A 20321-nucleotide genomic window follows, 5' to 3' on the forward strand; every position below is an offset into this window, starting at 1 on the left:
TCGTTATTCAGCGCTGGCCTGCTGGACCAGCTCGGCCGAGGCCAGCTCGGTGCGCATGACGGCGGCCAGGCGGTCGAACGCAGGGCGGCCGGCGGCCGACACGGGCGCGGCGGGCTCGCTCTGGCGGGCGATGACCATCGGGTCCTGGTGCTGGCCGTTGACGCGGAATTCGAAGTGCAGATGCGGGCCCGTGGCCCAGCCCGTGGAGCCCACGGCGCCGATGGTCTGGCCCTGGGACACCGATTCGCCCTTCTTCACGCCGATGCGGCTGAGGTGGGCGTAGACGGTGACGTGTTGATTGCGGTGCTTGACGAAGACCACGTTGCCGAAGCCGTTCTGTACGCCGGCGAACTCGACCACGCCATCGCCCACGGTGCGCACCGGGGTGCCCGTGGGGGCGGCGAAATCGGTGCCCAGGTGGGCGCGCCAGGTCTTGTGGATGGGGTGGAAGCGCATCGCGAAGCCGCTGGAGACACGCGAGAACTCGACCGGCGAGGTCAGATAGGCGCGCCGCAGGCTCTGGCCGTCGGGTGTGTAGTAGGCGCCCTTGCTGGCGCCGGGCTCCTGGAACCACAGGGCCTGGTGCGACTTGCCGTTGTTGTGGAATTCGGCGCTCAGCACGCGGCCGCTGCGCAGCGGCTCGCCGTCGGCTTCCAGCGTTTCATACACCACGGAGAAGCGGTCACCCTTGCGCAGCGCGCGGCGGAAATCGATGTCGCCCGAGAACAGCTCGGCCATCTGCACGGCGACCGGGTCGGGGATGCGCGCCGCGTCGGTGGCGGCGAACAGGGAGCTCTGGATCACGCCACCGGCCAGGCGGCTGGAGGCCGTGAGCGGCGCGGTCTCGATGCGCGAGGCGAAACCCGCGTCGGTCTTCTCGACCACCAGGCGCTTGAACGTGCCGCTGTCATCGGGAGCCCAGCGGGCCGTGAGGCGCAGCAGGCGGTGGTCGTCGGTGGTTTCGGCGGAGACCGAGCGGCCGGTGCGGCCCATCAGGTTCTTCTGCACATGGGCGTCGCGGCGCAGGAAGGCGGCGGCGGCCGGGTCGGCCACGCCCAGGCGTTGCAGCAGGGATTCGGCGGTGTCGCTGCTGCGCAGCTGCTCGGTGCGGAACAGCGAGAAGCCGGGTTGCTCGGTCAGCTCGGCCAGCGAGAGGCCGCTGGCCAGCGAGGGAATGGACTGCTCGATCTGGCGCACCGGCAGGTCGGCCGGATCGGGAGCCAGCGAGGCCACGGCGAACGCGCCGCCACCGCCCGTCAGCAGCAGGGCGGCGAGGATGGCGGTGATGCGTCGGGGGTGTTTCTGGATGCCTTGGATCATCCGGTCGCGCAATGCGAGGCTGGCGGTGGTCAAGCCGGTGTTCAAGAGTCGATCCCCAGGGTGATTGCACGCCCAGCAAGACGCCCTGGCATGGGAACCAGGGGTTGCGGGGCGGGCAGACTGTCAGTGCCGCAGCTTCGGGAGATAGATCCCCTTGGGACGGGCCACTTAGAATCCGCCACTGCGATGTGGGCGCAAGTATAGCGAACCACCAGAGCGGCACACCCAAGAAAACCCTTATGAATCAATCTGTTGTTACATCTGAGCCGGTCACCGATGGTGTAGGCCGGGCGCTGGAAATTTCGCTGCGCGGCGTGGAGGAGCTTCTGCCCCGCGACGAGTGGGTGAAGAAGCTCACGCGCGCCGAGGCCACGGGCCAGCCGCTGCGCATCAAGCTGGGCCTGGACCCGACGGCGCCGGACATCCACATCGGCCACACCGTGGTGCTCAACAAGATGCGCCAACTGCAGGACCTGGGCCACCAGGTGATCTTCCTGATCGGCGACTTCACCAGCCTGATCGGCGACCCCTCGGGCCGCAACAGCACGCGCCCGCCGCTCACGCCCGAGCAGATCAAGGTCAATGCCGAGACCTACTACCGCCAGGCCAGCCTGGTGCTGGACCCGGCGCGCACCGAGATCCGCTACAACAGCGAATGGTGCGAGCCGCTGGGCGCCACCGGCATGATCCAGCTCGCCGCCAAGTACACCGTGGCGCGCATGATGGAGCGCAACGACTTCCACGAGCGCTTCACGGCCGGCAACTCGATCAGCGTGCACGAGTTCCTCTACCCGCTGATGCAGGGCTACGACTCCGTGGCGCTCAAGAGCGATCTGGAGCTGGGCGGCACCGACCAGAAGTTCAACCTGCTCATGGGCCGCCACCTGCAGCAGGAATACGGCCAGGAGCCGCAGTGCATCCTGACCATGCCGCTGCTCGAAGGCCTGGACGGCGTCGAGAAGATGTCCAAGTCCAAGAACAACTATATCGGCATCAGCGAGGACGCCAACACCATGTTCGCCAAGGTGCTGAGCATTTCCGACACGCTGATGTGGCGCTGGTACACGCTGCTGTCCTTCCGCTCGCTCGAAGAGATCGCCCGGCTCAAGGCCGAGGTGGACGGCGGGCGCAACCCCAAGGACGCCAAGGTGCTGCTGGCCAAGGAGATCACCACGCGCTTCCACAGCGCGCAGGCGGCCGACGCGGCCGAGCAGGACTTCATCAACCGCAGCAAGGGCGGCGTGCCCGATGAAATCCCCGAGGTGGCGCTGTCCGGTGCGCCCCTGGGCATCGGCGCCCTGCTCAAGCAGGCCAACCTGGCGCCCTCGACCAGCGAGGCCAGCCGCCTCATCGATGGTGGCGGCGTGCGCGTGGACGGTAGCGTGGTCAGCGACAAGGGCCTCAAGCTCGCCGCCGGCACCTACGTGGTACAGGTGGGCAAGCGCAAGTTCGCGCGCGTGACCCTCGCCTGAGGGCGTCCACCGGCCCGCGCGCGCGGGCCGGCGTTCAGGCCAGGCCCTTGGCCTGGAAGAAGGGCAGGTAGGCACGGTCGACCTTGCAGATGTGGTGCACCAGCCATTCCTTGAGGAAATCGAGCGCCTCGAAGGTGATTTCCTCGCCCATCTCGAAGCGCATCAGCAGCTCCATGGCCTTGCTGGTGAATCCGTCGTGCTCGGCCTTGTGCGCGGGGGTTTCGGGGTAGCCGTGCTGTTGGAACATCACCTCCTCGACGATGAAGTGGTTGTGGGTGTAGTCGACCAGGCCTTCCAGCACCTCGCCGATGGCCTCGCGCCCGGGGGCGGGCTGCGACAGCTCGTCGTGCAGCTTGTTGGTCAGTTGCACCAGCCACTGGTGCTGGCTGTCGATGTCCGCGATCCCCAGCTCCAGCTCGCGGGTCCATGGCATGAACGTCATCCGGATCTCCCTTGCTCCCTTGGTGTGGGTGCTTGCCGGCCGGAAGCACCAGGCTCTGTTGTAGAGGGAGTGGGCGCACTCCTTATTGACGCCCATCAATCCATAACCTTATCGATGATGGGGTCAAGGGTTTTCAGCCGCCGCCGTGGTCGCCCACCGACTGCCGGGTGCGCGCGGCCTCGGCGCGCAGCCAGGCGCAGAAGGCCTGCACCTCCGGGCGCGGGCTGCTGCGCGGGCCAATCAGCAGCCAGTAGGCCAGCGGTGAATCGAGCCGCCGGCCGGGCAGCACCTCCACCAGGTCGCCGCTGGCCAGCGCGTCGGCGATCAGCGGCATGCGCGCCAGCGCCAGGCCCTGGCCGCTGAGGGCGGCCTGCACGATCTGGTGCGCGTAGTTGAAATACAGCCAGCGCGGCGGCTGCAGCAGCGGACAGCCGTGCGCGGCGAACCAGCGGCGCCAGGACAGCCATTCGAGGTGCTGGTTGCGGTGCGCGTCGCCCGCCTCGATCAGGGTGAAACGCTCCACATCGGTGGGCTGGCGCACCGGCTCGGCGCTCTTGAGCAACCAGGGGCTGGCCACCACGGCGAGCTGCTCGCCGAACAGGCGCTCGGCGCCGTCCACGCGCCCGCTGGGCAGGCTGTAGCGCAGGGCCAGGTCCACGTCCGAGGTGTCGAGGTCCACCTGCGCATCGCTGGCGTCGATGCGGATGTCGATGTCCGGGTGCTCGCGCTGGAAGGCCTCCAGGCGAGGGATCAGCCAGGTCGAGGCAAAACTGGCCCAGGTGGTGATGGCCACGCTCTTGCGCCCGGCCGTCTGGCGCACCAGGCGCACGGCGGCGTCCATGCGCTCCAGCGCGGGCACCACGGCGCGCTGCAGTTGCGCGCCCGCGCTGGTCAGCTCCACGGCGCGCGTGTGGCGCAGGAACAGCGGTACGCCCACTTCGTCCTCCAGCGCCTGGATCTGCCGGCTCACGGCCGACTGCGTGAGCGCCAGCTCGTCGGCCGCCGCGCGAAAGTTCAGGTGCCGCGCCACGGCCAGGAAGGCGCGCCAGTGGCCCACCGACACAGGGCGGGTGCGCTGCAACGCGGTGGTGGGATGCGGAGCGGGCATGGGTGTCCTGATTGATGCGTTAAAGGAATCAATAGCGTAGCGCGTTTTCATTGGACCCTGGCGGGAAATCGGAAGAACATGGCTGCACCGGAAACCACTATTGATGCAAAGGAGCCTGCCATGTCTTCCTCTTCGTTGTTGCCCTCGTCCCTGGCCAGCGCGCCCGGCCGCGCACAGGCAGGCCACTGGAAGCTGCCGGCCGGGCGCGCGCTGTCGCTCTATCCGCGCGACCGCGGCGTGCTGGAAATCACCCTGGGCCGCGTCTGGGTCACGGCGCCCGACGGCCACGGCGCCAGCGTGGACCAGGTGCTGGTCGCTGGCGAACGCCTGGTCGTCGGGCCGGATTCCCATGTGGTCATCGAGCCCTGGGGCTGCGCCGGCTGGCCGGCTGCCGCCTTCCGCTGGGACCTGGCACCCAGCGCTGTGCGCGCCGACTGGGAGCATGCCGTGGCGCAGCCCGCGCGCGAACTGGCGGAGGCGCTGTCGCGGGCCGGGCGGGCTGGCGCACGCGTGCTCGCCGGGCTGTGGGACTGGGCGGGTTTGCCGGCCCACGCCGGCGCGGGCCGCGGGGTGCCGTGCGGCGGCGGATAATCCCTCCGCCATCCGGCCGGGGCGGGCCCGTGCCGGAAACCACCCATTGTCATGACACCACTCGACATCCTCATCATGGCGGCCGGCAAGGGCACGCGCATGAAAAGCCGCATCCCCAAGGTCCTGCAGCGCTTGGCGGGCCGCCCGCTCTTGCACCATGTGCTGGACCAGGCCGCCCACCTGCGGGCGCGCAGCGCCATCGTCATCACCGGCCATGGTGCTATGGAAGTAGAAGCAGCTACCGCAGGACTGGCGGGCGCTGCAGGCACATTTGACCTGAAATTCGTGCGCCAGGAGCCCCAGCTCGGCACCGGCCACGCGGTGCAGCAGGGCGTGCCGCACCTGCCGGACGACGGCATGGTGGTGGTGCTCTCGGGCGACGTGCCGCTGACGCGGCCCGAAACCCTGCGCGCGCTGGTCGAGGCCTGCGCGGGCGAGCGGCTGGCGCTGCTCACCGTGGAACTGGCCGACCCCATGGGCTACGGCCGTATCGTGCGGGGTGCCGATGGCGCCGTGCGCGGCATCGTCGAGCACAAGGACGCGAGCGAGGCGCAGCGCAGCATCCGCGAGGTCTACAGCGGCATCATGGCCGTGCCCGCGCGCCACCTCAAGCCCTGGCTGGCGCGTCTGACCAACGACAACGCCCAGGGCGAGTACTACCTGACCGACATCGTCGCCATGGCCGTGGCGGACGGGCTGCCGGTGGTGGCGCACCGCATCCAGGACGCGCTGCAGGTGGCCGGCGTGAACAGTCCATCGCAACTGGCCGAGCTGGAGCGCGCGCACCAGCTGCGCCAGGCCCAGGCGCTGATGGAGCAGGGCGTGCGCCTGGCCGATCCGGCGCGTTTCGACCTGCGCGACGACGCCCGCACCGGCACGCGCGCCGCGCTGGTGTGCGGCCAGGATGTCGAGATCGACGTGGGCTGCATCTTCACCGGCCGCGTGGAGCTGGGCGAGGGCGTGAGCATTGGCGCGCACTGCTGCATCGCCAACGCCAGCATCGCGGCGGGTGCCGTCATACACCCCTACACCCACATCGACGGCGAGAAGCTCGGCGCCCACGTGGGCGCGGGCGCGCTCGTCGGCCCCTACGCGCGCCTGCGCCCGGGCGCGCAGCTGGGCCGCGAGGTGCACATCGGCAACTTCGTCGAGGTGAAAAATTCGATGATGGCCGACGGCGCCAAGGCCAACCACCTGGCCTACCTGGGCGACGCCAGCGTGGGCGAGCGCGTGAACTACGGCGCGGGCAGCATCACGGCCAACTACGACGGCGCGAACAAGCACCGCACCGTCATCGAAGCCGACGCGCACATCGGCAGCAACTGCGTGCTGGTGGCGCCCGTCACCATCGGCGCCGGCGCCACGGTGGGCGGCGGCTCCACCATCACCAAGGATGTGCCCGCGGGCGCCCTGGGCGTGGCGCGTGGCAGGCAGGTGGCCATTGCCAACTGGCAGCGGCCCGCCAAGCAGGCCAAGCCATGAGCGGCGCCCCCTCGGATACTCCGGGGTGCCCCGAGCCGGAGGCGAACCGGTACGAGACACTCGACGCTCCGGCGCTGCGCGCCCTGCTGGCGCAGCGCGATGCGCAACTGGCCGAGCAGGCCGATGCCATGCAGGAGTGGATGCACGCTGTCTCGCACGACCTGCGTGCGCCGCTGCGCCACATCACGTCCTACGGGCCGCTGGTGAGCGAGCTGCTGCAGGAGGCGCCGGGCCTGGAGGCCGAGGCGCGGCAGGAGGCGCTGGCCTTCCTGGCCACCATGGACCAGTCCGCGCGCCGCATGGGCCGCATGCTCGAAGGCCTGCTGGTGCTCTCGCGCATCGCGCGCGCGCCGCTGCGGCGTGAATCCGTGGATCTGGCCGCGCTGGTGGAAGAGGCGCGCGCCGCGCAGGCCGCCGCCGCGCAGGGCCGCGCGGTGCAGTGGCAAATGGCCCCGGATCTGCCCGTGGTGCAGGGTGATGCCCCGCTGTTGCGCCAGATGCTGGCCGAGCTGCTGGGCAATGCGCTCAAGTTCACGCGCGGGCGCGACCCGGCGTGCATCGCCGTGGGCGGCGAGCGCGGCGCGGATGGGCGGGTCACGCTGACGGTGCGGGACAACGGCGCGGGCTTCAACCCCGCGCAGGCGGCCGGGCTGTTCGGCGTCTTCCAGCGCCTGCACCGCGAGAGCGAGTTCGAGGGCGTGGGCGCCGGCCTGGCGGCGGTGCGCGCCATTGCGCGGCGCCATGGCGGCGAGGCCAGCGCCACGGCCGCCGTGGGCGAGGGCTGCACGGTACGCGTGTCCTGGCCGGGGTGATTTTGCTATTGAATCAATAGCTAGTTGCGCTTTCTGGTTATGCGCTGGAGGCCAATTTTTATCAAACCAGATGGCCCGCCGGCAGCCCGTCAGACCGGTTGCGGCTGGGCCGGCGCTGACGGGCCCGCCACCTGGTTGCGCCCCTGGTCCTTGGCGCGGTAGAGCGCGGCATCGGCGTCGTTGATCCAGTCGCGCAGGCTGAGCTGGCTGCGCCGGGTTTCGGCCAGGCCGATGCTGCTGGTCAGGCGCAGGCCGGGCAGCTCGCGCAGCCGCAGGCCGGCAATGCCGTCGCGGATGCGCTCGGCGATGGCGTGGGCCTCGGGCGCACGGGTGTCGCCGCAGACCACGGCGAATTCGTCGCCGCCGTAGCGGCCCGCGTGGTCGTGCGCGCGCACGCAGTCGCGGATGACCTGGCCCACGGCGCGGATCACCTCGTCGCCCACGGTGTGGCCGTGCAGGTCGTTGATGGACTTGAAGTGGTCGATGTCGATCATCAGCAGACAGGCGGGCTCGCCGCTGGCGTGGTAGCGCTCCAGGCTGTCGCTGGCCTGCTCCTGCCAGTGGCTGCGCGCGGCCAGGCCGGTCTGGGCGTCGGTGCGGCGCATGGCTTCGAGCTGGCGGTTTTGCCGGGCCACGGTGCGGATCAGCCGGTAGCTGGCCACGCTGACGGCCAGGCTGTGCACGATGATGAGCGGCAGCGTGCACACGATCACGGTGAGCGAGCTTTCCAGCCGCAGCTCGGGCCGCGCCAGCAGCGTGACCAGAACACCCGTGCCGAACATGCCCGGCAACGAATGCAGCCACAGGCGCTTGATGCCGGTGCTGAACTTGTCGTAGGTGGTCACGGCGGCCAGCACCACGCTGGGTAGCAGGTTGAAGTGCATCAGCGGCACCCACAGGCCGACCATGGCCGAGTCGATCAGCAGGTTGTAGATCTCGGCGCGGAACGGGTTGGTGCTGTGCCGCGCATGCAGGTAGGCCAGGTGCGGCCAGACCAGGAAGGAGAGCACCGCCAGCACCCAGTAATCCCGCAGCGTCTGGTGCTGGTGCAGCACGCTGGCCACCAGCAGGCCGCCCAGGCCCATGCCCAGCACGCGCAGCGGGTAGATGTGGCGGAAGGTGCGCCGCCGCGAGGCCGGGCCGTTGTCGCCAGGGTGGCGCGGGCCGTGCGGCGGTGGGTTCGCGGGGGCGGAAGTCATGGGCGGGCGTGTGGCGCCGGGGCATGGCGCCCCGTGCATGCGAGCCTACCAGGGGGCGGGTACGCGAGTCTTACGCGCCGCGAGGGCGCCAAGCCGCTCGCTCTCGCGCGGGTAGCGCGCGCCATGCGCGTGGCTGATGCTATGTTATTCATAGCTTTTGGCGCTTATGTTTCGGGCGTTAGAGGCACTTTTGTCTCGAATTTTGCCCGGCGCGTCGCGAAAAATGCCTTGACGTTGCGCACGTTGGCGTCGCCCGTGAACAGGCGCTGCGTGAGCTGCAGGTAGGCCGGCATGTCGCGCGTGTGCACCACCAGCACGAAGTCTGGCCCGGGCGAGACGCGCCAGCACTGCTGCACGGCTGCCTCGCGCACGGCGCGGGCCTCGAAGGCGTCGAGCTGCTCGGCGCCCTGGCGGTCGAGCGATACCTCGACGATGCAGGCCAGCCCGTGGCCGCACAGCGCCGCCAGGCGGTCGGGCTGCACGATGGCCACCTGGCGCTCGATCACGCCGGCCTCGTGCAGGCGCCGCACGCGCCGCAGGCAAGTGGGCGGCGAGATATGCACCCGCTCGGCCAGGGCCTGGTTGCTCAGGCCGGCATCGTGCTGTAGCAGGTCGAGCAGCTGCAGATCGGTGGCGTCTAGGGTGATGGATTCCATTTTTTGTTTGTATGTGAAAGAAAATTTCTTTTCTCTGGTTGAGTGAAATTAAATTTCAAATTGCAGCAAAAATCAATCATAAATTAGGCGTCGGCTTCCCTACGATCGCGCCATTCCCTTCCACAGGAGCCTACCCATGTGCGGCATCGTCGGCGCGGTTTCCCAGCGCAACATCGTTCCCATCCTCGTGCAAGGCCTGCAGCGGCTGGAGTACCGGGGCTATGACTCGTGCGGCGTGGCCGTGCACGCCTCCAGCCTCGACCCCGCCCGTCCCGCGGCCCTGCAGCGCGCCCGCAGCACGGCGCGCGTGGCCGAACTGCTGGAGCAGGTGCAGACCGAGCGCATCGAGGGCGCCACCGGCATCGCCCATACCCGCTGGGCCACGCACGGCGCCCCGGCCGTGCGCAACGCCCATCCGCACTTCAGCGCCGGCCCGGGCGGCGACGGCGTGCCCGGCCGCGTGGCGCTGGTGCACAACGGCATCATCGAGAACCATGAGGAGCTGCGCGCGCAACTCCAGGCGCGTGGCTACGTGTTCACCAGCCAGACCGACACCGAGGTCATCGCCCACCTGGTCGACAGCCACTACGGAGGCGACCTGTTCGAGGCCGTGCGGGCCGCCGTGGCCGAACTGCGCGGCGCCTATGCCATCGCCGTGCTGCACAAGGACGAGCCGCACCGCGTGGTGGGCGCGCGCGCCGGCTCGCCGCTGATCCTGGGCGTGGGGCAGGACGGCGCCGAGCACTTCCTGGCCAGCGACGCCATGGCCCTGGCCGGCGTGACCGACCAGATCGTCTACCTGGAAGAGGGCGACCTGGTGGACCTGCAACTGGGCCGCTACTGGATCGTGGGCCAGGGCAAGGAGGCGCTCACGCCCGCCGAGCGCCCCGTGCGCACCGTGCAGGCCTTCAGCGGCGCGGCCGAGCTGGGACCCTACCGCCACTACATGCAGAAGGAAATCTTCGAGCAGCCGCGCGCCATCGCCGACACCCTCGAAGGCGTGCAGGCCATCGTGCCCGAGCTGTTCGACGGCCCGGGCGGCACGGCGGCCTGGCGCGTGTTCAAGGAGATCGACCGCGTGCTCATCCTGGCCTGCGGCACCAGCTACTACAGCGGTTGCACGGCCAAATACTGGCTCGAAGACATCGCCGGCATCCCCACCCAGGTGGAGGTGGCCAGTGAATACCGCTACCGCACCAGCGTGCCCGACCCGCGCACCCTGGTCGTCGTCATCAGCCAGAGCGGCGAAACCGCCGACACCCTGGCCGCGCTGCGCCACGCACAAGCCCTGGGCATGAAGCACACCCTCACCATCTGCAACGTGGCTACCAGCGCCATGGTGCGCGAGTGCGCGCTGGCCTACATCACCCGCGCGGGCGTGGAGATCGGCGTGGCCAGCACCAAGGCCTTCACCACCCAGCTGGCGGGCCTGTTCCTGCTCACGCTGGCGCTGGCGCAGTCGCGCGGCCGCCTCACCGAGGAAGAAGAAGCCGCCCACCTCAAGGCCATGCGCCAACTGCCCAATGCCCTGCAGGCCGTGCTGGCGCTCGAACCCCAGATCATCGGCTGGGCCGAAGTCTTTGCGCGCGTGGAAAATGCCCTGTTCCTGGGCCGGGGCCTGCACTACCCCATCGCACTCGAAGGCGCGCTCAAGCTCAAGGAAATCAGCTACATCCACGCCGAGGCCTACCCGGCCGGCGAACTCAAGCATGGCCCGCTGGCGCTGGTCACCAGCAGCATGCCCGTGGTGACCGTGGCGCCCAACGACGCGCTGCTGGAAAAGCTCAAGAGCAACCTGCAGGAAGTGCGCGCGCGCGGCGGCGTGCTCTACGTGCTGGCTGATGCCGACACCCGCATCGAAAGCAGCGAGGGCCTGCACGTCATCCGCATGCCCGGCCACTACGGCGCCCTCTCGCCCATCCTGCACGTGCTGCCGCTGCAACTGCTGGCCTACCACACCGCCTGCGCGCGCGGGACCGATGTGGACAAGCCCCGAAACCTCGCCAAGAGCGTGACCGTGGAGTAGTTTGCTAGTTGAAGCGCCCCGTATGATCTGCAGGAATAGAGTCTGTCGGGCTGGGAATATTCCCTGTCGGAATGTTGCTTTGCAGCAGACAGCCGCAGCTGTGCTCGTCTTCAACCATGAATATCCTCTGGCGAAGCCATTCGCTGGTGTGATGACGAGTCCAGTTAAATCAGCCCCGCTACTTCGGACTCATTTGCAGCTTTGCTGGGCGCCAACTGCACGCAATTCTGCTGGCCCAACTTTCACTTTCAGATGCCCTGAAGTCTTGGGGAGGGGAAGATCAAGGTGAAGCGCGTTCTCCCCTGGGAGGAATGGGCGGATACGGTACCCCCATGTGCCTCAACGATAGCTTTGGTAATGGACAGTCCTAATCCTGCCCCATCAGATCCTGGATGTGTTCTGGAAGGATCGGCACGATAGAAGCGGTCAAACACCCGGGAGAGATCTTTCGGGTCGATTTCTCTGCCTGTATTTTCGACGGTCACCTCGACGGCCTCTTCATCGCTCGACACGTATATCTGCACCGCTCCCATCTCTGGCGTATGTCGTATCGCATTGGAGAGCAAATTACTCACCGCGCGGCGAAACATCAGTCGATCCCCCTGAATGTCTCCGTCGCCCTGCACACCCAAGCGAATTCCTTTTTCCTCCGCGACAGCGTCATAGAACTCTACAAGCGCTTGAACCTCCCCAGCAGCGGAAAACAGCTCCTTGTGAGGCAAATCTACCCCTCGCTCCGTCTTGGCAAGAAACAACATGTCGGCCACCATTCTGGCCAAACGCTGCAGTTCCTCCGCATTGGAGGCAAGTGTGTCGCGGTAGGTATCGGCGTCGCGCTTGGCAGACAAAGTCACCTGGGTCTGGGTGAGCAGATTGCTGATTGGCGTGCGCAGCTCATGCGCCAAATCGGATGCAAACTCCGATAAGCGCTGGAAATCTTCTTGCAGGCGGCCCAGCATATGGTTGAGTTCGTGTGCCAGATCAGCCATCTCGACGGGCACGGAGTCAACGGGCATGCGCTCCTCCAGCCGTTGCCCAGTGACCGCAGCAGCCCGCTTCTTCATTGCGCGCAGTGGAGCCATGCCTTGATGGGCGGCCAGCCAGCCCAGCAAGCCGCTGATCAACGTGGCAATGGCGGCATAGATGCCAAGGTTGCGCCGCAAATCGGACAAAAACTGCTGGTGATGCTCAATATCAATGGCCACAAAAATGTCAAGATTTGTCGCTGGTGCACTTGATGTGCGGGCCTGAAAATGAATTGCGTTGAACTCGCTTTCACCACTCTTCCAAGCTTCGAATGAAGATCCGTCCGGGGATGGATGTCCCGAATGTGGGCGTTCAGGTACATGGAAGCCTTCTGATTGGAAGAGGGGGGCTCCTTGCGAGTCTTTCACCGCCACATAGAGGCCATGATGATGGCTCAAGGCATCATCCAACCGCCATTTGGCATCCTCTGGCGAATTGGCGTGGGCAAGAATGCTCTCAATCAAGAGTTTCTTGTCTCTGAGGGCAGCACGGTCCAGCTCCTGAAAATGTCGATCGGTGGCAATCATGAACATCGCGCCCAACCCAAGAACAACGGAGGCAGCCACCGTCGTGAAGAAAGCCGTCAGGCGACTGGTGAGCGAAAGACGGCGTAGCACTCACGGCTCCTCGGGGGCTTCCAGCACGTAGCCCATGCCACGTACCGTTTGGATCAGTTTGACATCCTGTCCTTCGTCGATTTTGATGCGCAGGCGGCGCATGGCGACCTCGATCACATTGGTGTCGCTGTCGAAATTCATGTCCCACACCTGCGAGGCGATCAATGAACGCGGCAACACTTCGCCGCTGCGCCGCATCAATAGCTCCAGTAGGCCGAACTCCTTGGCGGTCAGGTCGATGCGTTTACCCGCGCGGGTAACTCGCCTGCGCAACAAGTCAAGTTCAAGGTCCGCCACCCTCAGCGTCGTGCTCTCTGTTCCGCTGCGTCCTCGCCGCAGGATGGTGCGCACACGTGCCAACAGTTCGGCAAACGAGAACGGTTTGACCAGATAGTCGTCTGCACCCAGCTCCAACCCCTTCACCCGGTCCTCCACCTGATCGCGGGCGGTGAGAAACATTGCTGGCATTTGCAGTCCATGTTGCCGCATCGATTGGAGGATTTGCCAACCGCTAAGTCCTGGCAACATGACATCGAGAATCACCAGGTCGTACTTACCTTGCAGCGCCAGGTGCAGGCCATCAATGCCGTTAGATGCCAGATCGACCACAAATCCAGCCTCGCCAAGGCCTTGGCATAAATACTCCCCCGTCTTGGGCTCGTCTTCAACGATCAGAATCCTCACGGTCGCTCTCCACTCCGTTGCGTGGCGATAGTGTGACCAGGTTTTCTGCGCCTTACATGTAGATAACAAAGATGTAATTTGGCGCACAGCTTTGTGTCATGGACATCGTTCAAGAATCTCAACCATGAAAACCGAGATTCACAGCGGATCGTCCAGGCGACTTTCCACTTCTCTGCGCCCAGCGGCGATGAAGCTACCCTGGATGCTGGTATGGGCCGCTACTGCTGCTTCGGCGCAGACCGCTTTGACAAATCCAGCCAGGACACTGGATTCAGTGCCCGGCGAACTGCAGTACGTTTCCGAACTCGGTAGATACCAGCCGTATGTAGACCAGCCTCTGCAGTCATGGCGCGAGGCAAATGATCAAGTGAGGCGAATTGGGGGCTGGCGCTTCTACGCCAAGGAAGCTGCTGTCAATAGCACCAATGAAAAGCCTGCCACCACAAATCCCAATGTCGGCTCCAGTGAGAAGGGAAGGCCGTGATGTGGATTCAGTTGCCGCAGCGCAGAGCCACGCTGGCCTTGGCTGGTTCAGTTATTGCGGTTCTCTCCGGCTGTGCCAGCATCAGCCCTGAGCAGAGCATCGGACGGGTGAACAATGACGTGGCGGCTTTCGCTGAAGGCAAGCTGGTGCTGGCCCGAAGCGCGGAGGAGCGTCAACAGCACACTGAAACCGCCCGCAAGCTCCTGTCGGCCCCTCTTGGTCAAAAAGAGGCGGTCGCATTGGCATTGGTGAACAGCCAAGCGTTGCAGGCATTGTTGGCTCAAGGATGGGCGGAGTCCGCCGAGGCAGCGCAGTCAGGGCGAATTGCCAACCCTGTGTTTGGCTTCGAACGCATAGTTGCAGGTGATGAGCTGGAGTTGGGACGAGCGCTGTCGTTCGGCCTGCTTGATCTTCTCACTCTTCCTGCGCGCCAGCAGATTGCATCCACGCGCATGGAGCTAGCGCAGTTGCGCTTGGCTGGTGAAGTCGTGGACCACGTTACCCGTGTTCGGCAGGCATGGGTGCGCGCAGTTGCCGCACAGCAGACCCATCAGTATGCGCAACAGGTGTTCCAAAGTGCAGAAGCAAGTGCCGAACTGGCCCGTCGGATGCAATCCATAGGAAATTTCAGCCGCCTCAGCCGTGCCCGCGAACAGGTCTTTTTCGCCGATGCCGCCACGCGTCTGGCCACGGCAAGGCACCAGGCAATTTCCAGCCGAGAGGAGCTGGTCCGCTTGCTTGGCCTCGATGCATCTCAGGCTCACATGCTCCTGCTTCCCGATCGGTTACCCGATTTGCCACGGCAAGCGCTGGACCCGCAGGCGGTCGGCGCGTTGGCCACCCAAGCGCGATTGGATATCCGTCTTGCCCAGAACGCTCTGAATGCCGCGGGGAAGGCGCAGAGCTTGACTGTGGTCACCAGCATGACAGACATCGAAATGACGGTCCGCCGTGATACCCAATTCGATAGCGCGGCAGGAGCACGCTCCAACTCCCGTGGGTATGAAATCGGAGTTCGCCTGCCCCTATTCGACTGGGGAAGCATGCAACGCGACGCCTGGAATGCCCGAACGTTGGCTGCCGCCAGTCAGCTTGAAGCAACGGTACGGTCGGCGGCCTCGAATTTGCGAGAGAACTATTCGGCCTACAGAACTGCATTGGATATTGCCCGCCATCACCGAGACGAGGTTATTCCGTTGCGAAAGCTGATCTCAGAGGAAAACCAGCTTCGCTACAACGGAATGATCATTGGCGTGTTCGAGTTGTTGGCCGACGCGCGTGATCAGATCAATACCGTGATGGCGACCATCAGTGCAGAACAGCAGTTCTGGCTGGCGGAGGCGGCCCTTCAGGCCTCGCTGATTGGCCGCCCCACCAATGCATCCCTTTCTGCCGTCTCCCCTGTACCCGGCAGCGATGGCGAAGCCCACTGAGCACCAGGTGCAAGCAATGACATCGAGAAGAGACTTTTTCAGATTTGCAGGTATCGCTGGTGGGGCTGTCGCGGCCAGTACGGTCAGCCGTGTCGCCATGGCAGGACTGCCAGAGCCGATCATCCAGAGTTCGGCGCAAACCATGGCGCCGTTGGTGCCCACTAGCGGTCGTCCCTACAACCCGGTCGTGACCTTGAATGGATGGACGCTTCCCTGGAGGATGAACCAGGGCGTCAAGGAATTTCATCTGGTCGCCGAGCCCGTGGTGCGCGAGATGGCTCCAGGCTTCAAGGCCCATCTGTGGGGCTACAACGGGCAGAGCCCAGGGCCAACGATCGAAGTGGTGGAAGGCGATCGGGTGCGCATCTTTGTCACCAATAAGCTGCCAGAACATACCAGCATCCACTGGCACGGACAGCGTTTGCCCAGTGGCATGGATGGCGTGGCCGGATTGACCCAGCCAGCGATCCAGCCAGGAAAGACATTTGTGTACGAGTTCGTGGCAAGGCGGCCAGGGACCTTCATGTACCACCCACACGCGGATGAAATGACGCAGATGGCGATGGGGATGATGGGCTTCTGGGTCACCCATCCAAAGTCCAGGCACCCGCTGATTGACGAGGTGCAGCGGGACTTTTGCTTCTTGCTCAATGCCTTCGACATTGACCCAGGAAGCTATACGCCCAAGACCATGACCATGCTGGACTTCAATCTCTGGGCTTGGAACAGCCGAATCTTTCCCGGAATCGAGTCGCTCAATGTGCGTTTGAACGACAAGGTGCGCATCCGCATCGGCAATCTCACCATGACCAACCACCCAATTCATGTCCACGGACACGAGTTCGTGGTCACAGGCACCGATGGTGGACCTACCCCGAAAAGCACACGTTGGCCCGAGGTGACGACGGACATTGCTGTCGGCCAGATGCGCCAGATCGAGTTCGTTGCAGACGAGGAGGGTGACTGGGCATTTCATTGTCACAAGAGCCACCACACCATGAACGCGATGGGGCACGACGTTCCGAACCTGATCGGAGTTGACCACCGAGGGGTGGCAAAAAAGATATCCAGCCTCATCCCGGACTATATGGTGATGGGCGAGCGCGGCATGGCGGACATGACCGAGATGGAGATGCCGATCCCTGACAACACAGTGCCCATGATGACTGGCGAGGGGCCCTTTGGCTCCGTCGAAATGGGCGGGATGTTCAGCGTGTTGAAGGTCCGCCGTGATCAAAAACCTGGTGATTACAAGGACCCGGGCTGGTTCAAGCATCCGGAGGGCACGGTCGCCCACGAATACCAAGGGCCGTTGGCTGAGCCGGCCCGATCCAAGGCCAACGGAGGGCAGTCCATGCCCCGCGTCCAGGAGTCCAGCAAATCTTCCGAGGTCAAGGTGCGCAAACCTGGTTCGCACCATGACCACTGACACGCCAACACTACTTCAATGACTTCGATGAAAAGCGCACGCAAGACCCCCCAAAAAATCATCGCCCTGCTGATGTTCGCCGTCACTGGACTGGCCTATGCAAGTGGCAGCCATTCCGGTGGGCATGGTCATGGCACCGATGAAACCGCGATCGGGAAGCCCGGTGAGGCTCGGAAAGCCACTCGCACGATCACGATCAGCATGAGTGACGACATGCGGTACACGCCTTCCACCATCCAGGTCAATCGAAATGAAACCGTGCGATTCATCGTCAAGAACAAAGGTCAGGTCAAACACGAACTGAGCCTGGGCACCCAGAAGGACTTGCTGGAGCATCTGGAGGCGATGAAAAAGTATCCCGAGATGGAGCATGACGAGCCAGGCAAAGTGACGCTGGCTCCGGGAAAGCAAGGGGAGATCGTTTGGCAATTCACGCAGCCCGGTACCGTGGATTTTGCCTGCCTGATGCCCGGCCACTATGAGGCTGGCATGAAGGGCTTGATCAAGGTGGCCCAGAAATAAGTCTCTCCAAGAAGGAATTCAACCATGCGAGAAAAAGCCCCCTCTTCGAAGCCCATGCGTCGCATGTTCCTGTTGAGCATGCTGGCCCTAGGTGCAGTCTCCATGCCTGCCGCCGCCACGTCCCCGTCAATTGCCATGCAGGTATGGAAAGATCCCAACTGCGGATGTTGCAAGGACTGGATCGCGCACCTGGAGCAAAGCGGCTTCCGTGCCAGCGTGGTCGACGAGGGAAACAATGCGGCGCGTGCCCGGCTGGGAGTCGCGCAGAAGTTTGCGTCCTGTCACACCGCGCTGGTGCAGGGCTACGTCATCGAAGGTCATGTACCGGTCGCCGACATCCAACGCCTTCTGAAGGAAAAGCCCAAGGCCCTTGGTCTTGCCGTGCCAGGCATGCCCATCGGCTCGCCGGGCATGGATGGGCCTGCCTATGGCGGGCGCCGGGATGCCTACCAGGTGCTGCTGATCCAGAAAGACGGATCGGCGCAAGTTTTCACATCGCACGCAGGAAAAGCATGAACCTCCTTACCCATCTCCTTGTTGTCTCCGCCCTCGCCGCGGGCTCCTTGCTGCCAACGAGCAGCTTCGCACAGGCCTCCACGGAACATGACCATAGCCATGCGTCTGCGGCCTCCACCGCATCCTTGACCGAAGGCGATGTAAGGAAAGTGGACTTGGAGTCCTCCAAGGTCACGATCAAGCACGGTGAAATCAAACATCTGGAAATGCCGGCCATGACCATGGTGTTCACGGTCAGGGACAAGGGCTTGTTGGCCACGGTCAAGCCGGGCGACAAGATCAAGTTCATGGCGGTGAGCGAGGGAGGCAAGCTGATCGTCACCGATATCCAGCCGCTCCGCTAAGAACACGCTGCAATTGCGTGCCATTGCCGCGCGCTCATGCCTTCCAAGGATGACCACGGCTGTTTCAACCAGGACAGGAGAGAACCATGATCAATATTCGCAAAACCCTGATCGGCATGTGCGTGGCAACGGCGTCGCTGGGTGTTTTCGCCCAAAGCGCCGACGAGCATAAAGACCATCATCCGGAGGGCGCGGCTGCTTCCTCCCCGGCTTCTGTGGTGACAAAGAAGACGCCGGCCCCATCCATGGGTGCGGAAAAAATGGCTGCCATGGATCAGCACATGAAGAACATGCAAGCCATGCGCGAAAAAATGATGGCCGCCCAAACCCCCGAGGAACGTCAGGCGCTGATGTCCGAGCAAATGAAGATGATGCAGGAAGGCATGGCCATGATGAAGCAGATGGGCGGCATGTCCAAGATGGGTGGCATGCAAGGCGGCAAGGGCATGAGCAGCGGTATGTCTGACCGTCAGCAGATGATGGAAAAGCGCATGGACATGATGGAATCCATGATGCAGATGATGATGGATCGCATGCAGTCGCCAATGCCGCCAACGGCCAAGTAAGGGGCGTTCATGAACCACAACCATGCCCCTCAGCCACCGGGACAGCGTGGCCCGAACACTGGCGGCTTTTGGCGCTCACGCTATGCCATCGGGCTCCTGGTGATCGGTGCGGGTGCTGGTTACTTTCTATGGACCGAACACCAAGCCCATCTGGCGCAATGGTGGCCTTACGCGATCTTGCTGCTTTGCCCGCTGATGCACGTTTTCATGCACGGAGGACACGGCAGACACGGCGGACATGCCGAGACAGATACCACCCGGAAGGATGAACATCCTCACAGGAGCTAGGCATCATGGAACACACTGGATCCGCTTACGGGCTCTGGTCACTGGTGGTGGTGAACATCGCTGTGTTCGTCATGTTCGCCTTCAGCTTCTTCAAGCCGGTCAATGCGCGCGACTGGCGCAGCTTCAGCGCGTTCACGGCTTTCATCGTCGCGCTGTTTGTCGAGATGTACGGCTTTCCGTTGACCATCTATTTCCTGTCGGGCTGGCTGGGGCAGAAGTTTCCAGGAGTTGATCTCCTGGGCCATGACGCTGGCCATCTGCTGGAGTTGCTTTTCGGCTGGGGTGGCGATCCGCATTTCGGTCCCTTCCATATCCTCAGCTATGTGTTCATTGGCGGTGGTTTCTGGCTGCTGGCAGAAGCGTGGCCAGTGCTGTATGAGGCCCAGCGCAATGGCCAATTGGCACGTACAGGTCCGTACGCTCGTGTGCGCCACCCGCAGTACATCGGCTTCGTATTGATCATGTTGGGCTTCTTGTTGCAATGGCCGACGGCGCTGACATTGCTGATGTTTCCAACTTTGATGGTGATGTACGCCCGATTGTCCTTGGCGGAAGAGCGCGATAGCGAAATGCGTTTTGGCGATACCTGGAAAGACTATGCAAGCCAAGTTCCTCGTTTTGTTCCAAGACTGGGTTGAGCGAGTTCTGGCCGTAGGTTCTACCCTCTCTCGGAGGCGTCCATGAGTTCAATTCCTCTGCCCATTCGGTTCGGGGCTTCCCATCTGGTTCTTGCCGCATGTCTGCGCGTCAACCGTGGCTGCGGGTATGCCTGAGTTGCCAATGCGCACGAACATGAGGGCTTGGATACTGTGTGGATTGCTGGCCGTGCTGCTGGCTGCGGCCGGCTTGTATGTGCTGAGAGCCAAGGGTGCATGGACTGCCGAGCTGGAACCATATGCACTGCGTCCCGATGACCTGCAGACCGTGCAGGCCGGGGCTCGCATCTATGCACAGCATTGCGCTGCCTGCCATGGAGTCCGTGGCGAAGGGCAACCGAACTGGCGCGAACACGGCCCGAATGGCCTATTGCCAGCGCCTCCGCACGATGAAAGCGGGCATACCTGGCACCATCCTGATGCACAGCTGTTCGCCATTACCAAGCATGGTCTGGCCCAACTGATTCGGCAGCCTGGCTACCGCACCGACATGCCTCGATATGACGGTGTTTTGAGTGACACCGAGATTGTGGCTGTGCTCTCATGGATCAAGGCGCAGTGGCCACAAGAAACCCGCGTACGCCATGACCAGCTCAATGACCAATATCGCAAGTCACTGGAGCGCTGAGGTGTTCCATCAAGACAGGC

22 protein-coding genes are annotated in these 20321 nt (G+C 64.2%); 15 read left to right on the plus strand and 7 right to left on the minus strand.

What is annotated here, in order from left to right; translation table 11 throughout:
• Positions 1 to 3 precede the first annotated feature (3 nt).
• Positions 4 to 1320, minus strand: a complete 1317-nt coding sequence (locus tag D8S75_RS06475; RefSeq protein ID WP_370807469.1) for a M23 family metallopeptidase — start codon at positions 1318 to 1320, stop codon at positions 4 to 6.
• A gap of 239 nt (positions 1321 to 1559) precedes the next feature.
• Here D8S75_RS06475 and tyrS point away from each other — a divergent pair, with 239 nt between their 5' ends.
• Entirely contained in the window at positions 1560 to 2792 is a 1233-nt protein-coding gene (gene tyrS, locus D8S75_RS06480) for a tyrosine--tRNA ligase (protein WP_119965234.1), read from the plus strand.
• Positions 2793 to 2826: 34 nt separating this feature from the next.
• On the opposite strand, the gene D8S75_RS06485 is transcribed toward tyrS, so the two are convergent.
• Together D8S75_RS06485 and D8S75_RS06490 are read right to left on the minus strand one after the other, a co-directional pair.
• A complete protein-coding gene (locus D8S75_RS06485) occupies positions 2827 to 3225 on the minus strand; it encodes a bacteriohemerythrin (protein ID WP_232828942.1) in 399 nt (132 codons plus the stop codon).
• A gap of 142 nt (positions 3226 to 3367) precedes the next feature.
• Positions 3368 to 4342, minus strand: coding sequence for a LysR substrate-binding domain-containing protein (locus D8S75_RS06490; RefSeq protein ID WP_119965237.1), 975 nt, complete (start codon positions 4340 to 4342; stop codon positions 3368 to 3370).
• 120 nt (positions 4343 to 4462) lie between these two features.
• Here D8S75_RS06490 and D8S75_RS06495 point away from each other — a divergent pair, with 120 nt between their 5' ends.
• The 3 genes from D8S75_RS06495 (at position 4463) to D8S75_RS06505 (ending at position 7227) form a co-directional block, all read left to right on the plus strand.
• Positions 4463 to 4933, plus strand: a complete 471-nt coding sequence (locus tag D8S75_RS06495) for a DUF2917 domain-containing protein (protein ID WP_119965239.1) — start codon at positions 4463 to 4465, stop codon at positions 4931 to 4933.
• Between the two features lie 51 nt (positions 4934 to 4984).
• Positions 4985 to 6415 carry a bifunctional UDP-N-acetylglucosamine diphosphorylase/glucosamine-1-phosphate N-acetyltransferase GlmU gene (glmU, locus tag D8S75_RS06500; protein WP_119965241.1) on the plus strand — a complete coding sequence of 477 codons (1431 nt, stop codon included), beginning with the start codon at positions 4985 to 4987 and terminating at the stop codon, positions 6413 to 6415.
• 128 nt (positions 6416 to 6543) lie between these two features.
• The gene (locus tag D8S75_RS06505; RefSeq protein WP_503167744.1) at positions 6544 to 7227 is read left to right on the plus strand and encodes a sensor histidine kinase; all 684 of its coding nucleotides are present in this window, start codon (positions 6544 to 6546) and stop codon (positions 7225 to 7227) included.
• Positions 7228 to 7316: 89 nt separating this feature from the next.
• On the opposite strand, the gene D8S75_RS06510 is transcribed toward D8S75_RS06505, so the two are convergent.
• Positions 7317 to 8426, minus strand: coding sequence for a diguanylate cyclase (locus tag D8S75_RS06510; protein ID WP_119965244.1), 1110 nt, complete (start codon positions 8424 to 8426; stop codon positions 7317 to 7319).
• Between the two features lie 164 nt (positions 8427 to 8590).
• Positions 8591 to 9082, minus strand: coding sequence for an Lrp/AsnC family transcriptional regulator (locus D8S75_RS06515; protein ID WP_119965245.1), 492 nt, complete (start codon positions 9080 to 9082; stop codon positions 8591 to 8593).
• A gap of 136 nt (positions 9083 to 9218) precedes the next feature.
• Here D8S75_RS06515 and glmS point away from each other — a divergent pair, with 136 nt between their 5' ends.
• Positions 9219 to 11108: a glutamine--fructose-6-phosphate transaminase (isomerizing) gene (glmS, locus tag D8S75_RS06520; RefSeq protein WP_119965246.1), complete on the plus strand. Its 1890-nt coding sequence runs from the start codon at positions 9219 to 9221 to the stop codon at positions 11106 to 11108.
• A 248-nt stretch (positions 11109 to 11356) separates the two neighbouring features.
• On the opposite strand, the gene D8S75_RS06525 is transcribed toward glmS, so the two are convergent.
• The gene (locus D8S75_RS06525) at positions 11357 to 12751 is read right to left on the minus strand and encodes a heavy metal sensor histidine kinase (RefSeq protein ID WP_119965247.1); all 1395 of its coding nucleotides are present in this window, start codon (positions 12749 to 12751) and stop codon (positions 11357 to 11359) included.
• On the minus strand, positions 12752 to 13435 hold the full coding sequence (locus D8S75_RS06530; protein WP_119965248.1) for a heavy metal response regulator transcription factor: 684 nt from the start codon (positions 13433 to 13435) through the stop codon (positions 12752 to 12754).
• A 124-nt stretch (positions 13436 to 13559) separates the two neighbouring features.
• On the opposite strand from D8S75_RS06530, the gene D8S75_RS17380 reads away from it, so the two are divergent.
• The 10 genes from D8S75_RS17380 (at position 13560) to D8S75_RS06575 (ending at position 20301) form a co-directional block, all read left to right on the plus strand.
• Positions 13560 to 13919, plus strand: a complete 360-nt coding sequence (locus tag D8S75_RS17380; RefSeq protein WP_157982596.1) for a hypothetical protein — start codon at positions 13560 to 13562, stop codon at positions 13917 to 13919.
• On the plus strand, positions 13919 to 15352 hold the full coding sequence (locus D8S75_RS06535; protein ID WP_119965249.1) for a TolC family protein: 1434 nt from the start codon (positions 13919 to 13921) through the stop codon (positions 15350 to 15352). The genes D8S75_RS17380 and D8S75_RS06535 overlap by 1 nt, the downstream gene beginning before the upstream one ends.
• A gap of 16 nt (positions 15353 to 15368) precedes the next feature.
• Positions 15369 to 16781 carry a multicopper oxidase family protein gene (locus tag D8S75_RS06540; RefSeq protein ID WP_119965628.1) on the plus strand — a complete coding sequence of 471 codons (1413 nt, stop codon included), beginning with the start codon at positions 15369 to 15371 and terminating at the stop codon, positions 16779 to 16781.
• Positions 16782 to 16808: 27 nt separating this feature from the next.
• Positions 16809 to 17303 carry a cupredoxin domain-containing protein gene (locus D8S75_RS06545; protein WP_119965251.1) on the plus strand — a complete coding sequence of 165 codons (495 nt, stop codon included), beginning with the start codon at positions 16809 to 16811 and terminating at the stop codon, positions 17301 to 17303.
• Positions 17304 to 17327: 24 nt separating this feature from the next.
• A complete protein-coding gene (locus D8S75_RS06550; RefSeq protein ID WP_119965252.1) occupies positions 17328 to 17819 on the plus strand; it encodes a DUF411 domain-containing protein in 492 nt (163 codons plus the stop codon).
• Positions 17816 to 18163, plus strand: a complete 348-nt coding sequence (locus tag D8S75_RS06555; RefSeq protein ID WP_119965254.1) for a copper-binding protein — start codon at positions 17816 to 17818, stop codon at positions 18161 to 18163. Before D8S75_RS06550 ends, D8S75_RS06555 begins: the two co-directional genes overlap by 4 nt.
• A gap of 86 nt (positions 18164 to 18249) precedes the next feature.
• The gene (locus D8S75_RS06560; RefSeq protein WP_119965256.1) at positions 18250 to 18729 is read left to right on the plus strand and encodes an EMC3/TMCO1 family protein; all 480 of its coding nucleotides are present in this window, start codon (positions 18250 to 18252) and stop codon (positions 18727 to 18729) included.
• Positions 18730 to 18738: 9 nt separating this feature from the next.
• On the plus strand, positions 18739 to 19017 hold the full coding sequence (locus D8S75_RS06565; RefSeq protein WP_119965257.1) for a DUF2933 domain-containing protein: 279 nt from the start codon (positions 18739 to 18741) through the stop codon (positions 19015 to 19017).
• Positions 19018 to 19022: 5 nt separating this feature from the next.
• Positions 19023 to 19655: a methyltransferase family protein gene (locus tag D8S75_RS06570; RefSeq protein ID WP_119965259.1), complete on the plus strand. Its 633-nt coding sequence runs from the start codon at positions 19023 to 19025 to the stop codon at positions 19653 to 19655.
• A 187-nt stretch (positions 19656 to 19842) separates the two neighbouring features.
• Positions 19843 to 20301, plus strand: a complete 459-nt coding sequence (locus tag D8S75_RS06575) for a c-type cytochrome (protein ID WP_370807470.1) — start codon at positions 19843 to 19845, stop codon at positions 20299 to 20301.
• Positions 20302 to 20321 lie beyond the last annotated feature (20 nt).

Origin of the sequence: Simplicispira lacusdiani (assembly GCF_003604195.1) — a bacterium.
GTDB classification, from domain to species: Bacteria; Pseudomonadota; Gammaproteobacteria; order Burkholderiales; family Burkholderiaceae_C; genus Simplicispira; species Simplicispira lacusdiani.

Bases quoted from the DNA above. Each gene is read 5' to 3' on its own strand.
- D8S75_RS06485 (WP_232828942.1), bottom strand. From the start codon at position 3,225: ATGCCATGGACCCGCGAGCTGGAGCTGGGGATCGCGGACATCGACAGC.
- D8S75_RS06550 (WP_119965252.1), top strand. From the start codon at position 17,328: ATGCGAGAAAAAGCCCCCTCTTCGAAGCCCATGCGTCGCATGTTCCTG.
- D8S75_RS06510 (WP_119965244.1), bottom strand. From the start codon at position 8,426: ATGACTTCCGCCCCCGCGAACCCACCGCCGCACGGCCCGCGCCACCCT.
- D8S75_RS06555 (WP_119965254.1), top strand. From the start codon at position 17,816: ATGAACCTCCTTACCCATCTCCTTGTTGTCTCCGCCCTCGCCGCGGGC.
- D8S75_RS06560 (WP_119965256.1), top strand. From the start codon at position 18,250: ATGATCAATATTCGCAAAACCCTGATCGGCATGTGCGTGGCAACGGCG.
- glmS (WP_119965246.1), top strand. From the start codon at position 9,219: ATGTGCGGCATCGTCGGCGCGGTTTCCCAGCGCAACATCGTTCCCATC.
- D8S75_RS06475 (WP_370807469.1), bottom strand. From the start codon at position 1,320: ATGATCCAAGGCATCCAGAAACACCCCCGACGCATCACCGCCATCCTC.
- D8S75_RS06540 (WP_119965628.1), top strand. From the start codon at position 15,369: ATGACATCGAGAAGAGACTTTTTCAGATTTGCAGGTATCGCTGGTGGG.
- D8S75_RS06570 (WP_119965259.1), top strand. From the start codon at position 19,023: ATGGAACACACTGGATCCGCTTACGGGCTCTGGTCACTGGTGGTGGTG.
- D8S75_RS06515 (WP_119965245.1), bottom strand. From the start codon at position 9,082: ATGGAATCCATCACCCTAGACGCCACCGATCTGCAGCTGCTCGACCTG.
- D8S75_RS06490 (WP_119965237.1), bottom strand. From the start codon at position 4,342: ATGCCCGCTCCGCATCCCACCACCGCGTTGCAGCGCACCCGCCCTGTG.
- D8S75_RS06545 (WP_119965251.1), top strand. From the start codon at position 16,809: ATGAAAAGCGCACGCAAGACCCCCCAAAAAATCATCGCCCTGCTGATG.
- D8S75_RS06565 (WP_119965257.1), top strand. From the start codon at position 18,739: ATGAACCACAACCATGCCCCTCAGCCACCGGGACAGCGTGGCCCGAAC.
- D8S75_RS06505 (WP_503167744.1), top strand. From the start codon at position 6,544: ATGCAGGAGTGGATGCACGCTGTCTCGCACGACCTGCGTGCGCCGCTG.
- D8S75_RS06495 (WP_119965239.1), top strand. From the start codon at position 4,463: ATGTCTTCCTCTTCGTTGTTGCCCTCGTCCCTGGCCAGCGCGCCCGGC.
- D8S75_RS06535 (WP_119965249.1), top strand. From the start codon at position 13,919: ATGTGGATTCAGTTGCCGCAGCGCAGAGCCACGCTGGCCTTGGCTGGT.
- D8S75_RS17380 (WP_157982596.1), top strand. From the start codon at position 13,560: ATGAAAACCGAGATTCACAGCGGATCGTCCAGGCGACTTTCCACTTCT.
- glmU (WP_119965241.1), top strand. From the start codon at position 4,985: ATGACACCACTCGACATCCTCATCATGGCGGCCGGCAAGGGCACGCGC.
- tyrS (WP_119965234.1), top strand. From the start codon at position 1,560: ATGAATCAATCTGTTGTTACATCTGAGCCGGTCACCGATGGTGTAGGC.